The sequence below is a fragment of the Nitrobacter sp. NHB1 genome (assembly GCF_036964665.1).
In the GTDB taxonomy this organism is placed as follows: domain Bacteria; phylum Pseudomonadota; class Alphaproteobacteria; order Rhizobiales; family Xanthobacteraceae; genus Nitrobacter.
The window spans coordinates 2,048,347-2,062,459 of the sequence record NZ_JBAMDA010000001.1 but is presented as its reverse complement, the minus strand read 5'-3'; the positions used below and the strand labels follow the sequence as shown (position 1 = coordinate 2,062,459).

Genomic DNA, 14,113 nt, shown 5'->3' with positions numbered 1-14,113 from the left:
GTCGATTGGCCGGCGACTACGCGTGATCGCGGCCTGCCGCCTTTGCGAGCGTCCATGGTATCGTCGAATCGGATGATTCGGGGAGCTCGATGGCCGACACGACGGACGATCTCAGCGCGCCACTTGGACAGAACTCCGCGCCCAAGCGCCGTTTCCGGCTCCCTTTCACGTTGCCACAGGCAACGGCGGTTTTGCTCGGATTCATTCTTGTCGTCTTCGTGGGCTTTGCTCTTTTCAACCACGATCCTCTGGGCGGCGAGCCCACGGCGCGGGTTGCGATCCGGCAAACCGTGGCCCCCGAGGACAAGTCCGCGACGACCCCACCAGCGTCACAAAAGCCGGCCAGCGCCACCGCCGTCGCCGCACAGCCCGAGGCCGGTCGGAAAACCATCACCATCATCGACGGCTCCAGCGGAACGCGCCAGGATGTCGTTGTCGCGGGCGCGGATTCCGGCACGGCTGGCGGCGGCGCCGCGCCGGTGACGATGGCCGGAATCGATCCGCGTCTGTTGGAGAAGTCGCGTTACGGAATGATCCCGGTTGCCGCCGACGGGTTGAAGCCCTTCAAGGCTTACGCGACGGGCACCGATGCGGATCGCGCGAAGGCGGCGACGATGCCGGTGGTCGCGATCGTGGTCGGCGGTCTCGGCGTCGGCGCGGCCAAAACCACCGATGCCATCATGAAACTGCCGCCGGCCGTGACGCTGGCGTTCACGCCTTACGGGTCCGATCCGGGCGAGCTGGTGGAGCAGGCGCGCGCGCAACGCCACGAGATTCTGTTGCAGGTCCCCATGGAGCCCTATGACTATCCCGACAACGACCCCGGACCGCAGACCCTGCTGACGACGCTCGGTACTGAACAGAATATCGATCGCCTGCATTGGCACCTCAGCCGCTTTCAGGGCTATGTCGGTCTCGCCAATTTCATGGGAGCCCGATTTGTCGCCGCCGCTGCGGTCATGCAGCCGATCATTCGCGAAGCAGCCAAGCGCGGCCTTGGCTATCTTGACGACGGCTCCACTCCGAGGAGCGTCGCGGGTCAGCTCGCGGAGGGGCAGGCGATGCCGTTCGCCAAGGCCGACCTGACCATTGATGCCGTCCCGACCTCGGTGGAAATCGACAAGGCGCTCGCAAGACTTGAAGACCTGGCGAAGGAGCGGGGGGCTGCCATTGGCATGGCTTCGGCGCTTCCGGTTTCCATCGCCCGAATCGACGCCTGGACCAAGGGTCTCGAAAGCCGTGGCGTGATGCTTGTGCCGTTGACGACCGCGATGCTGAAATCAAAATCGGGCTAGACTCCGATCCAACTGCGTTGAATCGGAGTCTAGCCTTATCCTTTTGATTGAGCATAATCTTACCCGAAACCCGGTTTCCACTTTTCGGGATCCTGCTCTGATATCCGAATCCGCGTCCCGTCGTTTTTCAAAAGCGGGGAGGCGCGAAAGGCATTGACGGAAATGGCACGCTACGACGATCTACCCTACCGCACTTGCGTCGGCATGATGCTGATCAACGAGGGGGGACTTGTCTTCATCGGTCGCCGGGCCGGCGGCATTGAGCACGTCGACGACGAGCATGTCTGGCAGATGCCGCAAGGTGGCGTCGACCCCGGCGAGGACACATGGCTCGCGGCGAAACGCGAACTCTATGAGGAAACCAGCGTTCGCTCGGTCGAGAAGCTCGCCGAGGTATCCGACTGGCTGATCTATGATATTCCGCGCACGGTGGCCGGACGGGCCTGGAAGGGCCGCTATCGCGGACAGCGCCAGAAGTGGTATGCGATGCGCTTCACCGGCAAGGACAACGAGATCGATGTCGCCAATCCGGGCGATGGCCACAAGCCGGAATTCATCACTTGGCGCTGGGAGCCGATGCAGAACCTGCCCCGGTTAATCGTGCCTTTCAAGCGCCCGGTCTATGAGCGTGTTGTCGAGGAATTCGCGAGCCTCTCGAGCGGTTAGAGCGTTCCCGAGCGAAGTGGGTACCGGTCGCGCGAAGAAAACGCGTCAAATCAAAATCATAGAGCCACGCTTCTGATTCCATCAGAAGCGAAAAGCTCTTCTTGATGGCATGGAATCGATCTGTGTTCCGGCGTCATGCGGGCGCATAGCCGTTCGAGGAACGGCGTTGCGTCTGCTCGCCTATGACCCGCGCATCCAGCTTCTTTCGAAGATTGATGGATTGCCGGGTCAAGCCAGGCAATGACGGCAGTGCGGCGCATCCGAAAACGATGCTCAGCTATGAGGCTCAGTGCAGCGCCGTCGTATTGAGCTGGCTCTGAATGCTCTTGAAGTGATCCAGCCGCTCGATGGCCTTGTCGAGTTCGGAGCCTTCCTTTTCCGCCAGCTTGGCCTCCATGCTCGCGATCCTGTCAGCGAACTGGGCGCGATCAATCTCCTCGATGGAGGTCGCGACGTCGGCGAGCACTGTCAGGCCCTTTTCTGAGACTTCGGCCAGACCGCCGAGCACGATGATCTTCTGTTGCCTGCCGCCAGCGGTGACGGTCAGGATTCCGGGACGGATCGCCGCGACGACGGGTGCGTGGCCGGCAAGAACGCCGAAGTCGCCCTCGACGCCGGGAATGTCGACCTGATCGACCTCGCCGGAGAAGGCGAGCTTTTCAGGGGAGACAAGATCGAAGTGGAAGGTGGCCATGATCAATTAGCGAATAGCGAATAGCGAATAGCGAATAGATCGCGCTTCATTCTTCACCGGTTCCTATTCGCTACTCCCTGTTTGCTATTCGCCCAGCTTACGCCGCTTCGGTCGCGAGCTTCTTGCCCTTCTCGACGGCTTCCTCGATGGTGCCGACCATGTAGAACGCTGCTTCCGGCAGATGGTCGTATTTGCCTTGGCAAAGGTCGCGGAAGCCCTTGATGGTGTCGGCGAGGTCGACGAATTTGCCGGGCGAGCCGGTGAACACTTCGGCGACGAAGAACGGTTGCGACAGGAAGCGCTCGATCTTGCGGGCGCGGGCCACGGCCACCTTGTCCTCTTCGGACAGTTCGTCCATGCCGAGAATGGCGATGATGTCCTGCAGGGACTTGTAGCGCTGCAGCACCTGCTGAACCATGCGCGCGGTCTGATAGTGTTCCTCGCCGACGATCAGCGGCGACAGCATGCGGGAGGTCGAGTCGAGCGGATCCACCGCGGGATAGATGCCCTTTTCGGAGATCGCACGGTTCAGCGTCGTGGTCGCGTCCAGGTGGGCGAACGAGGTTGCCGGCGCCGGGTCGGTCAGGTCGTCGGCTGGCACGTAGATCGCCTGAATTGAGGTGATCGAGCCCTTGGTGGTGGTGGTGATGCGCTCCTGCAGCGCGCCCATGTCGGTCGCGAGCGTCGGCTGATAACCCACGGCTGACGGAATACGTCCGAGCAGCGCCGACACTTCCGAGCCAGCCTGCGTGAAACGGAAGATGTTGTCGACGAAGAACAGCACGTCCTGGCCCTGATCGCGGAAGTGCTCGGCGACGGTCAGACCGGACAGCGCAACGCGGGCGCGAGCGCCCGGAGGCTCGTTCATCTGGCCATAGACCAGCGCACACTTGGAGCCTTCGCCGCCGCCCTTCTTGTTGACGCCGGATTCGATGAACTCGTGATAGAGGTCGTTGCCCTCACGGGTCCGCTCGCCGACGCCGGCGAACACCGAGTAGCCGCCGTGCGCCTTGGCGACGTTGTTTATCAGTTCCTGAATCAGCACGGTCTTGCCGACACCGGCGCCGCCGAACAGGCCGATCTTGCCGCCCTTGGCGTAAGGCGCCAGCAGATCGACGACCTTGATGCCGGTGACGAGAATTTCGGCTTCGGTCGACTGGTCGGTGTAGCTCGGCGCTTCCTGATGGATCGCGCGCAGGCCGTCTGACTTGACCGGACCCTGTTCGTCGACCGGCTCACCGATGACATTGATGATGCGGCCCAGCGTGCCAACGCCGACCGGCACCATGATCGGGTTGCCGGTGTCGGTGACTTCCTGACCACGGACCAGACCCTCGGTGGTGTCCATGGCTATGGTGCGCACAGTGGATTCGCCGAGATGCTGGGCAACCTCGAGAACCAGGCGGTTATTGCCGTTCTTGGTTTCGATGGCGTTGAGAATGGCCGGCAGGTGGCCTTCGAACTGCACGTCGACGACGGCGCCGATGACTTGCGTGATGCGTCCGGTCTGATTGGCGGGGGATGCCATTAGAAATATCTCCTGAGAACTCGTTTTAGTTGGCGCGTGATCTAATCCGGGAACTGGTTTCCACTTTCCGGGATCAAGCGCTTTAGACGGCGGTCAATTTGACGGGCACGTTGCCCTTGGTCGCCTTGGAATAAGGACAGATGGTGTGAGCGTCTTCGATCAGCGCTTGCAGCTTGGCCCTGTCGGCACCGGGCAGCGCAACCTTCAATTCGGCAGCGAGCGAGAATGCGCCGTCATTGACATTAAGCGTGACTTCGCAGGTCACCTTGGCGGCCTGCCCGTCGAGGCCATGCTTCTTCGCCAGAACGAGAATGGCCTGTCCAAAGCAGGAGGACCAGCCAAGCGCGAACAACTGTTCCGGGTTGTGGCCGTCGCCGGCACCGCCGAGATCTTTCGGCAGCGCCATCGCCAGTGCCAGCGCACCGCCGTCGAGGACGGCGCGGCCGTTGCGGCCGCCGCTCGTTGTCGCCTTCGTGACGTAAGCCATGAACGCTCCTGCTGCTAGATGGCCTCGGCGCCGGAGATGATTTCGATCAGCTCCTTCGTGATCATCGCCTGACGGGTCCGGTTGTAAACCAACGTCTGCTTGCGGATCATGTCGCCCGCGTTCCGCGTCGCGTTGTCCATCGCGCTCATCTGCGCGCCGTAGAACGACGCGTTGTTTTCCAGAAGCGCGCGGAAAACCTGCACCGCGAGATTGCGCGGAAGCAGCCGGTTGAGAATTTCATCCTCTTCCGGTTCGTATTCGTAGGACGGCGCAGAATCGCCAGTCCCGGCCGAGGCTTCAATTGCCAGCGGAATGATCTGCTGGGCGGTCGGAACCTGGGCAATGACCGACTGGAAGCGCGAATAGAACAGGGTGCAGACGTCGAACTCGCCGGCCTCGAACCGTGCCAGCACCTTCTTCGCAATCGCCTCGGCATTGACGAAGCCAAGCTGGCGCACCGAACGCAGTTCGACGGTCTCGACGATCTGTTTCTCGAAGATACGGCGAAGCTGCTCGAAGCCCTTGCGCCCGACGCAGAAGAACCTGACCTCCTTGCCCTGGTTCATCAGGGCGAGCGCCCTGTCACGGGCGAGGCGGACGATGGCCGAGTTGAATGCTCCCGACAGGCCGCGCTCGCCGGTGCAGACCAGCAGCAGGTGAACCTGATCCTTCCCGGTGCCGACCAGAAGCGGCGACGCATTGGGTGAGCCCGCTGCGGCGCTGGCGATGTTGGAAATCACCGCGTCCATCTTCTGGGCGTAGGGCCGCGCTGCTTCCGCGGCGTTCTGCGCGCGGCGGAGCTTGGACGCCGCCACCATCTGCATGGCCTTGGTGATCTTCTGCGTCGCCTTGGTCGAGGCGATGCGGACGCGCATGTCTTTAAGGCTGGCCATCGGTAACTCTGTCTATCCTCTTGCTCGGCCTTTTCCCTCTCCCGCATGCGGGCGAGGATTAGGGAGGGGGCCGAAGTCTATCGCAAAATCCCCCACCCGACCGGCTGCGCCGGTCGACCTCTCCCGCGAGCGGGAGAGGTGAAGAACGATCAAGCGAAGGTCTTGGCGTAGCCCTCGACGGCAGCCTTGAGCTTGGCGGCGGTATCGTCGCTCAGATCACGGCTTTCGCGGATGGTGCTGAGGACGTCGGCGTGCTTGCCGTGCAGCAACGACAAAAGCCCGTCCTCGAACGCGCGCACCTTGTTGAGGGGGAGCTTATCGAGATAGCCGTTGGTGCCGGCCCAGATCACCACCACCTGCTCCTCCATCTTCAGCGGCGAGAATTGCGGCTGCTTCAGAAGCTCGGTCAGGCGGGAGCCGCGGTTGAGCAGACGCTGGGTCGAGGCATCGAGATCGGAGCCGAACTGCGCGAACGCCGCCATTTCGCGGTATTGCGCCAGTTCGCCCTTGATCTTGCCGGCGACTTTCTTCATCGCCTTGGTCTGCGCCGACGAGCCGACGCGCGACACCGACAGACCGACGTTCACCGCCGGGCGGATGCCCTGGAAAAACAGGTCGGTTTCGAGGAAGATCTGGCCGTCGGTGATCGAAATCACGTTGGTCGGGATGTAGGCCGACACGTCGTTGGCCTGGGTCTCGATCACAGGCAGCGCGGTCAGCGAGCCGTTGCCCTGGCTGTCGTTCAGCTTCGCGGCGCGCTCCAGAAGGCGCGAATGCAGGTAGAACACGTCGCCCGGATAGGCCTCGCGCCCCGGCGGACGGCGCAGCAACAGCGACATCTGGCGATAGGCGACGGCCTGCTTGGAGAGGTCGTCATAGATAATGACGGCGTGCATGCCGTTGTCACGGAAGTATTCGCCCATGGTGCAGCCGGTGAACGGCGCGAGGTACTGCATCGGGGCCGGATCGGAGGCGGTCGCCGCGACCACGATCGAATATTCCAGCGCGCCCTGCTCCTCGAGCACCTTGACGAACTGGGCAACGGTCGAGCGCTTCTGGCCGACCGCGACGTAGACGCAATAGAGCTTCTGGCTCTCGGGGGCGCCCGCGACGTTCAGCGGCTTCTGATTGAGAATGGTGTCGAGCGCGATTGCGGTCTTGCCGGTCTGACGGTCGCCGATGATCAACTCGCGCTGGCCGCGGCCGATCGGGATCAGGGCGTCGATGGCCTTGAGACCGGTGGCCATCGGCTCGTGCACCGACTTGCGCGGAATGATGCCGGGCGCCTTGACGTCGACGCGCTTGCGCTCGGTGGCCTGGATCGGACCCTTGCCGTCGATCGGATTGCCAAGCGCATCGACGACGCGGCCGAGCAGACCCTTGCCGACCGGCGCATCGACGATGGCGCGGGTGCGCTTGACGGTCTGGCCTTCCTTGATCTCGCGGTCGGCGCCGAAAATCACGATACCGACATTGTCGGTTTCGAGGTTCAGCGCCATGCCGCGCGTCCCGTTTTCGAACTCGACCATCTCGCCAGCCTGGATGTTGTCGAGGCCATAGACGCGGGCAATGCCGTCGCCGACGGACAGCACCTGTCCGACTTCGGAAACTTCGGCCTCCTTGCCGAAATTTTTGATCTGGTCCTTCAGGATCGCGGAAATTTCCGCGGCGCGGATGTCCATCAGCCTGCCTCTTTCATCGCGTGCTTGATCGAATTGAGTTTGGTGCGGAGCGAACTGTCCACCATGCGGCTGCCGAGCTTGACGACAAGCCCGCCGATGATGGACGGATCGACCTTCACGCTGAGCGTGATGTCCTTGCCCGTCACTGATTTCAGCGCGGTCGTCAGCGCGTCCAGATTCTTCTTATTAAGCGTTTCGGCGACGGTGACCTCTGCCGTGGCCTCGCCCTTGAACTTCGCGACCAGCGCGCGGAACGCCCGGATCACGTCAGTGACCGCAAACAGCCGGCGGTTGGCAGTCAAAACTTTCAGGAACTTCGCGGTCGTGCCGCCGATTCCGGCCTTGTCGAGCACGGCGCCGAGCGCCTTGGCCTGCGTATCGGCGCTGAAAACCGGGCTGCGCACCAGGCGGACCAGTTCAGGGCTGTCCGCCAGCATGGCATCGAGCCTGTCGAGGTCGGCCTTGACGGCGTCTATCGATTTGTCTTCGCGGGCCAGTTCGAACAGGGCCGTCGCATAACGGCCGGACACACCGGAAACCGAGGATTCTACAGCAGCCACCAGAGCGCTCTTCAAGCTGTCAAATTCGCAAGGGAAAAGCCGTCGCCAACAAGCGGCGCTAAAAGCGGCCCAAGCCCTTGGAATTCAAGAGGGACTTCGATTTCCGACCGACACAAGCGTATCGGCAGCGTTAAAATCGCGGCTTTGCTAACATAGCGCACGCGCAGGTGCAACATGACGGCAGCGTGCGGCGATACCTTGTCGCATGGCGGGAATTCGCCAGGCCGGACATTCAGCCGAACGATTGGAGCGCGAGGGTGCGTTTCCGCCGTACAGTAATTCAGACGGGCATGCCGGTGTCTGAAGAAGCGCAAGTTAGTCCCGTGCGGCAGCGGTTTTCTCTCCGGCTTCCGATCGGGCCGGTGTCGAAACGCGCTGTAATACTTGCTGAATGGTTACCGGTGCCGTGACAGGGCTTTCTTTTACAGTACATGCAAGCACAGCGTCGTACATATTCTATTAAAATAAGTATTGATACGATTAGTTGGTCACTACCTGCCGATCAAAAGATATTTCAGCCGAGTCATGAAGCAGTTTCCTGCCTATTTTACGCCTTAGTTGGAGGTTTAACGCTGCGGCGACTCAACGGTTAGGGGTTTCACTTGCCGCAGAGGCGGCAATACTTTTAAGGGGTCCTTCAATATGGTGCACTCGCTAAAGTCGACGTGGGGGTTTCTAATCCGGCCGCGCACGGTAGCTGCCGTGATCGCCGCTACCGTTCTGATTGCGGGGAGCGTGACCGAGGCATCGGCCCGCTCGCGCAACCATCACCGGCATCATCATTATCATCATCACCATCACGACCGGGCACATCATGCTGCGGGCCACGGCACCGCGGGCTCGTCTTGGATGAACGCCAATGCGTCCTTGGGGCGTTCCGCCGGTTCGCACCGGTCGTTCTCCGGCATGGCCTCCTATTACGGCAGTGAGTCCGGCAGCCGCACCGCGTCCGGCCAGCGCTTCAACCAGAACGCCATGACCGCCGCCCATCGCAGTCTGCCGTTCGGGACCAGACTGAGGGTCACCCATGGCAGCCGCAGCGTGGTCGTCACCATCAACGATCGCGGTCCGTTCATCCGCGGCCGCGTGCTGGATCTTTCGAAAGGCGCCGCCCGCGCGATAGGGTTGACCGGCCGCGGCGTCGGCCGCGTGGTCGCCGAGGTGATGTAAGCGCCGCGTCAAGGCGCTCTCCGGCGAAGCGGGTGTCGGTCCGGATGAGGGCGGCGCGTCAGGATGCTCACGCTGCGTCCGAAATGCGGAGCAACCTCAAAGAAAGCTCTGGGGATCGACGTCGATCTCCAGCTTGAGATTGCCTTTGGTCTTCGGTCCCGCGGCGAGCCATTCGCGCAAATAGCCGGACAGATCCACGCCGCGCGCCGACTTCACCAGCAGCCGGAAACGATAGCGGCCCTTGATCACGGCGAGCGGCGCTTCCGCCGGTCCGAGCACCTGAATGCGCTCGTCGATCGGCGTGATCGCCGCCAGGTGGCGGGCAAAACTCTCTGCGGTCGGGCGGTCGCCTGCGGAAATAATCAGGCTCGCCAGCCGGCCGAACGGCGGATAGCCCGAGCGCTCCCGTGCCTCGATCTCGCTGGCGTAGAACGCTTCGCGGTCGCTTGCGACCAGCGCCCTCATCACCGGATGTTCGGGCTGATGGGTTTGCAGATAGCCGATGCCGTGGCCCTGCTCGCGGCCGGTGCGGCCGATCACCTGGTTGAGCAGTTGGAAGGTTCGCTCCGCGGCGCGAGGATCGCCGTTGCCGAGTCCGAGGTCGGCGTCGATGACGCCGACGAGGTTCAGGCGCGGAAAGTGATGTCCCTTGGCCACCAGTTGCGTGCCGATGATGATGTCGACGCGGCCCTCCGCGATGTCATTGAGTTCCGAGCGCATGGTTTCGATCGAGGTGACCAGATCGCTCGACAGCACCAGGGTGCGGGCCTCGGGAAATAGCGCGGCGGCTTCTTCCTGCAACCGCTCGACGCCGGGGCCGACCGCCACCAGCGATCCCTCGGCGGCGCAATGCGGGCATTGGTGCGGGCGCGGCATCGAGAAGCCGCAGTGATGGCACACCAGCCGCTGGCGGAAGCGGTGATCGACCAGCCATGCATCGCAGATGGTGCAGGCGAAGCGATGGCCGCAGGCCCGGCACAAGGTCAGCGGTGCATAGCCACGGCGGTTGAGAAACAGCAGCGCTTGCTCCCGCCGTTCGATGGCGGTGCGAATCTCGCCTGCGAGACGCGGGGAAATGAAGCGGCCGCGCGGCGGTCCCTCGCGGCGCAGATCGATCAGCTCGATCTGCGGCATGTGCTGACCGCCGAACCGGGACGTCAGCGCGATGCGCTGGTAGCGTCCCTTGCGCGCATTGACCTCGCTCTCCACCGATGGGGTCGCCGACGCCAGCACGATCGGGATTTTCGCGATATGCGCGCGCACCACGGCCATGTCGCGGGCGTGATAGTGCGTGCCTTCGTCCTGCTTATAGGCCTGGTCGTGCTCCTCATCGACGATGATCAATCCGAGATCGGCATAAGGGAGAAACAGCGCCGAGCGTGCGCCGACCACGACTTGCGCCTCGCCCGCCGCGAGGGCAGCCCAGTTGCGCGCGCGGGTGCGCGGTGTCAGTTCGGAATGCCACTCCAGCGGCCGCTCGCCGAAGCGGGCGGCGAAACGGTCACGGAACTGCCCGGTCAGCACGATCTCCGGCATCAGGATCAGCGCCTGTTTACCGCGGCGGATGGTTTCGGCGACTGCTTCGAAGTAGACCTCAGTCTTGCCCGAGCCGGTGACGCCGTCGAGCAGCGCGACGTGGAACGTGCCGTTCGACGCCAGCGCGCGCATCGCGTCCACGGCCGTCCGCTGCGATCGGGAAAAATCCGGCACGGCGAAGTCCGGGTCAGGCGGCGGTGGCGGCGACGGCCGCGGCATCGGCTCAATCGTCAGCGTGCCCTCGTCGACGAGCCCGTCGACGACGCCGGCGCTGACGCCGGCCTCCTTTGCCGCGTCGGATTTTCCGTGCAGCAGACCATCGGACAACGCCGCGATCAGCCGCTGTCGCGCCGCCGTCATGCGCTGCGGCGGTTCGCCGGTCAGCCGCACGCCGGGGCGCGCCCGCTCCGGCCCTAAGTGCTCGCCCATTCGCAGGCTCATGCGCATCACCATGCCGCGCGCCGACAGCGTGTAGTTGGCGACCCAGTCGACCAGCGTGCGCAGTTCATCCTTGAGCGGCGGCACGTCGAGTTTTTCGCCGATGTCTTTCAAGCGGTTGTGCAGGCGCGGATCGGGTGCGGGGTTCTCGGCCCAGACCACGGCGATCACCTCGCGGGGTCCGAGCGGCACCGTCACCACGTCGCCGGGCGCAACTTCCATGCCGCGCGGCACGCGATAGGAATAGGCCTGATCGATCGCGACGGGAACCAGCACGTCGACGACGCGTGTCGTCGATGACGATACCGGGGACGTGTCGTTGCGCGAGAAATGATCCATCCAAGAATCGGCTTCGATTGTGAGTGCGCGCTAAAGTTAGGCGGCGTCGCCGCAGGAGGCCAGCCATGGTCCGGAAAGTTAGCGAACGATAAACGAAGGCGGTGCGATATAATCACCGGAATCGTCGCGTTCGAGCCATTTCGCTCGAAAACGCTATATGGGGACGAATCATGGCCAAACCCGCGCCAGAGCCGCTTCCCGATCTCGCCTGTGCGGCCCCGGATCTGGGGCAGCAAATGGTGCGATGGCTGGCGCATCTGCGGGCCGAGCGCCGGCTATCGCCCAAGACGTGTGAGGCCTATGCGCGGGACGCCCGGCAGTGCCTGATGTTTCTCAGTCAGCATTGGGGTGGGTTGGTGACGCTAAAGCGCTTTGCTTCGCTGGAGGCGAGCGATGTCAGGGCCTTCATGGCCGCGCGCCGCGCCGATGACATCGGTGGCCGCTCGCTGATGCGGGCGCTGGCGGGCCTGCGTTCGTTCGCGCGATTCCTGGAACGGGAAGGGCTCGGCAAGGTCGGCGCGTTAAGCGCGATCCGCGCGCCGAAAGTCGGCAAGAGCCTGCCGAAGCCGATCCATATCAGCGCGGCGAAGCGGTTTGCGGACGCGTCCGAGCGGGCCGGCGAGGATCGCGAGCCCTGGATCTGGGCGCGCGATGCGGCGGTGATGGCGCTGCTATACGGATCGGGCTTGCGAATTTCCGAAGCGCTCGGGCTGAAGCGCCGCGATGTGCCGCAACCTGGCGCGGGCGACGTTCTGGTCGTCACCGGCAAGGGCAACAAGACGCGGATGGTGCCGGTGCTGCAAAACGTGCTGGCGCTGGTCCAAGAATATGTAGCGATGTGCCCGCATTCGCTGCCGCCGGAAGGGCCGATCTTCGTCGGTGCGCGGGGCGGCCCGCTTAAGGCCCGCATCATCCAGCTTGTCATGGCGCGAATGCGCGGCGCGCTGGGCCTGCCCGACAGCGCGACGCCACACGCGTTGCGCCATTCATTTGCGACGCACCTCTTAAGCCGCGGCGGCGACCTGCGCGCGATCCAGGAACTGCTTGGCCACGCCTCGCTCTCGACCACCCAGATCTACACCGGCATCGACAGCGAACGGCTGTTTGAGGTCTACAAGACCGCCCATCCTCGCGCCTGATGGCATGACCCGCAGCATCACATGTGGATGGCGCGTTTGCCTACGGCGAGGGCGGCTTCCTTGATGGCTTCCGATCGCGTCGGGTGAGCGTGGCAGGTGCGGGCGAGGTCTTCCGCCGAGCCGCCGAATTCCATCAGCACGCAGGCCTCGTGGATCATCTCGCCGGCCTCGCGGCCGATGATGTGCACGCCGAGCACGCGATCGGTCTTGGCATCCGCGAGAATCTTCACAAAGCCGTCGGTGGTCTGGTTGACCTTGGAGCGGCCATTGGCCGTGAACGGAAACTTGCCGACGGTGTAGGCCGTTCCCGCCTGCTTCAACTCGTCCTCGGTCTTGCCGACCGAGGAGACCTCGGGCGTGGTGTAGATCACGCCGGGTATCACGTCGTAGTTCACATGGCCGGCCTGGCCGGCGAGGATTTCCGCGCAGGCCACGCCCTCGTCCTCGGCCTTGTGCGCGAGCATCGGTCCCGCGACCACGTCGCCGATGGCATAGACGCCTTTCACATTGGTCGCGAAATGCGCGTCGATCTCGACACGGCCGCGATCGTCGAGCGCGACACCCGCTTCCTTCAGGCCAAGGCCGTCGGTGTAGGGCGTGCGGCCGATCGCGACCAGCACCACGTCGGCTTCGATCGTCTCGGCCGCGCCGCCCGCGGCTGGCTCGACCTGCGCCACCAGCGTCTTGCCTGAGGTATCGACGCCGGTGACCTTGGCGCCGAGCTTGAACGCAAAGCCCTGCTTTTCGAGGATGCGCTGGAATTGCTTGGCGATCTCCCCGTCCATGCCGGGCAGGATGCGATCGAGGAATTCCACCACCGTGACCTGCGCACCGAGCCGGTGCCACACCGAGCCGAGTTCGAGGCCGATCACGCCGGCGCCGACGATCAGAAGCTTGCCCGGCACCTTGTCGAGCGACAGCGCGCCGGTCGAGGACACGATGCGCTTCTCGTCGATGTCGATGCCCTTGAGCTTCGCGACATCGGAGCCGGTGGCGATAACGATGGTCTTGGTTTCCACGGTTTGCTTCTTGCCGTCGGCGCCTGACACCTCGACCTTGCGGGCGGCGAGAATCCTGCCCGTGCCGCTGATGACGTCGATCTTGTTCTTTTTCATTAAAAACTCGACGCCCTTGACGTTGCCGTCGATGCCCTGCTGCTTGAAGTTCATCATCGTTGGCAGGTCGAGTTTCGGCGCGGAGACCGTCACGCCCATCTTTGCAAACGAATGCCCGGCTTCCTCGAACATTTCCGAGGCGTACAGCAGCGCCTTCGAGGGCATGCAGCCGACATTGAGACAGGTGCCCCCGAGCGTCGGGTTCTTCTCGACCACGGCGACCTTCATGCCGAGCTGTGCCGCGCGAATGGCGCAGACGTAACCTCCAGGGCCGGTGCCGATAACGATGAGGTCGTAAGTCGCCATAGTCTCAAATCCTGTCGTTTCAATCCTTGTGACGCGCCTGGAGCTTTGCTTCTGAGGGGATCAGAAGCAAAGCTCCAGGTTGTTGTTTTGGCGCGTTTTTTTTCACGCGAACCAGTATCCATCCTCGGGTCAAGCCCGAGGACATACTTCGCTCGAAAACGCTATAGCATCCGCCGGAGACGTTCGTCGTCATGCCAGCGACACAGGAGGCTTCGTCAAACAACAGTCTGGCGATGGCGTTGGCGATTTCATCCGCGGTGCCGCC

At 63.3% G+C, this 14,113-nt stretch carries 12 protein-coding genes; 4 read left to right on the top strand and 8 right to left on the bottom strand.

From position 1 onward, the window contains the following. Positions 1 to 89 precede the first annotated feature (89 nt). Entirely contained in the window at positions 90 to 1,295 is a 1,206-nt protein-coding gene (locus V4R08_RS09600) for a divergent polysaccharide deacetylase family protein (RefSeq protein WP_335579149.1), read from the top strand. Positions 1,296 to 1,457: 162 nt separating this feature from the next. Further along, complete coding sequence (locus tag V4R08_RS09595) at positions 1,458 to 1,961, top strand: RNA pyrophosphohydrolase (RefSeq protein WP_335579148.1); 504 nt, start codon at positions 1,458 to 1,460, stop codon at positions 1,959 to 1,961. 286 nt (positions 1,962 to 2,247) lie between these two features. Here V4R08_RS09595 and V4R08_RS09590 read toward each other — a convergent pair whose 3' ends face one another. The 6 genes from V4R08_RS09590 to V4R08_RS09565 form a co-directional block, all read right to left on the bottom strand. Beyond that, on the bottom strand, positions 2,248 to 2,655 hold the full coding sequence (locus V4R08_RS09590; RefSeq protein ID WP_335579147.1) for a F0F1 ATP synthase subunit epsilon: 408 nt from the start codon (positions 2,653 to 2,655) through the stop codon (positions 2,248 to 2,250). A gap of 97 nt (positions 2,656 to 2,752) precedes the next feature. Further along, positions 2,753 to 4,183, bottom strand: a complete 1,431-nt coding sequence (gene atpD, locus V4R08_RS09585) for a F0F1 ATP synthase subunit beta (RefSeq protein ID WP_335579146.1) — start codon at positions 4,181 to 4,183, stop codon at positions 2,753 to 2,755. Positions 4,184 to 4,265: 82 nt separating this feature from the next. Next, entirely contained in the window at positions 4,266 to 4,670 is a 405-nt protein-coding gene (locus tag V4R08_RS09580; RefSeq protein ID WP_335579145.1) for an organic hydroperoxide resistance protein, read from the bottom strand. Positions 4,671 to 4,684: 14 nt separating this feature from the next. Next, positions 4,685 to 5,563 carry a F0F1 ATP synthase subunit gamma gene (locus tag V4R08_RS09575; protein ID WP_335579144.1) on the bottom strand — a complete coding sequence of 293 codons (879 nt, stop codon included), beginning with the start codon at positions 5,561 to 5,563 and terminating at the stop codon, positions 4,685 to 4,687. Positions 5,564 to 5,712: 149 nt separating this feature from the next. Continuing rightward, entirely contained in the window at positions 5,713 to 7,245 is a 1,533-nt protein-coding gene (atpA, locus tag V4R08_RS09570) for a F0F1 ATP synthase subunit alpha (RefSeq protein WP_335579143.1), read from the bottom strand. Beyond that, positions 7,245 to 7,805, bottom strand: coding sequence for a F0F1 ATP synthase subunit delta (locus V4R08_RS09565; RefSeq protein WP_335579142.1), 561 nt, complete (start codon positions 7,803 to 7,805; stop codon positions 7,245 to 7,247). Before V4R08_RS09565 ends, atpA begins: the two co-directional genes overlap by 1 nt. A gap of 642 nt (positions 7,806 to 8,447) precedes the next feature. Here V4R08_RS09565 and V4R08_RS09560 point away from each other — a divergent pair. After that, positions 8,448 to 8,975, top strand: coding sequence for a septal ring lytic transglycosylase RlpA family protein (locus V4R08_RS09560; protein WP_335579141.1), 528 nt, complete (start codon positions 8,448 to 8,450; stop codon positions 8,973 to 8,975). A 96-nt stretch (positions 8,976 to 9,071) separates the two neighbouring features. Here the strand turns inward: V4R08_RS09560 and V4R08_RS09555 are convergent, their stop codons facing one another. Further along, a complete protein-coding gene (locus V4R08_RS09555; RefSeq protein WP_335579140.1) occupies positions 9,072 to 11,288 on the bottom strand; it encodes a primosomal protein N' in 2,217 nt (738 codons plus the stop codon). A gap of 170 nt (positions 11,289 to 11,458) precedes the next feature. Here V4R08_RS09555 and V4R08_RS09550 point away from each other — a divergent pair, with 170 nt between their 5' ends. Further along, positions 11,459 to 12,427, top strand: coding sequence for a tyrosine recombinase XerC (locus V4R08_RS09550; protein WP_335579139.1), 969 nt, complete (start codon positions 11,459 to 11,461; stop codon positions 12,425 to 12,427). Positions 12,428 to 12,444: 17 nt separating this feature from the next. Here V4R08_RS09550 and lpdA read toward each other — a convergent pair whose 3' ends face one another. After that, entirely contained in the window at positions 12,445 to 13,848 is a 1,404-nt protein-coding gene (lpdA, locus tag V4R08_RS09545; protein ID WP_335579138.1) for a dihydrolipoyl dehydrogenase, read from the bottom strand. Positions 13,849 to 14,113 lie beyond the last annotated feature (265 nt).

Excerpts from the sequence above, each read along its gene's own strand:
- V4R08_RS09600 (WP_335579149.1), top strand. The coding sequence starts at position 90 with ATGGCCGACACGACGGACGATCTCAGCGCGCCACTTGGACAGAACTCC.
- V4R08_RS09595 (WP_335579148.1), top strand. The coding sequence starts at position 1,458 with ATGGCACGCTACGACGATCTACCCTACCGCACTTGCGTCGGCATGATG.
- V4R08_RS09590 (WP_335579147.1), bottom strand. The coding sequence starts at position 2,655 with ATGGCCACCTTCCACTTCGATCTTGTCTCCCCTGAAAAGCTCGCCTTC.
- atpD (WP_335579146.1), bottom strand. The coding sequence starts at position 4,183 with ATGGCATCCCCCGCCAATCAGACCGGACGCATCACGCAAGTCATCGGC.
- V4R08_RS09580 (WP_335579145.1), bottom strand. The coding sequence starts at position 4,670 with ATGGCTTACGTCACGAAGGCGACAACGAGCGGCGGCCGCAACGGCCGC.
- V4R08_RS09575 (WP_335579144.1), bottom strand. The coding sequence starts at position 5,563 with ATGGCCAGCCTTAAAGACATGCGCGTCCGCATCGCCTCGACCAAGGCG.
- atpA (WP_335579143.1), bottom strand. The coding sequence starts at position 7,245 with ATGGACATCCGCGCCGCGGAAATTTCCGCGATCCTGAAGGACCAGATC.
- V4R08_RS09560 (WP_335579141.1), top strand. The coding sequence starts at position 8,448 with ATGGTGCACTCGCTAAAGTCGACGTGGGGGTTTCTAATCCGGCCGCGC.
- V4R08_RS09555 (WP_335579140.1), bottom strand. The coding sequence starts at position 11,288 with ATGGATCATTTCTCGCGCAACGACACGTCCCCGGTATCGTCATCGACG.
- V4R08_RS09550 (WP_335579139.1), top strand. The coding sequence starts at position 11,459 with ATGGCCAAACCCGCGCCAGAGCCGCTTCCCGATCTCGCCTGTGCGGCC.
- lpdA (WP_335579138.1), bottom strand. The coding sequence starts at position 13,848 with ATGGCGACTTACGACCTCATCGTTATCGGCACCGGCCCTGGAGGTTAC.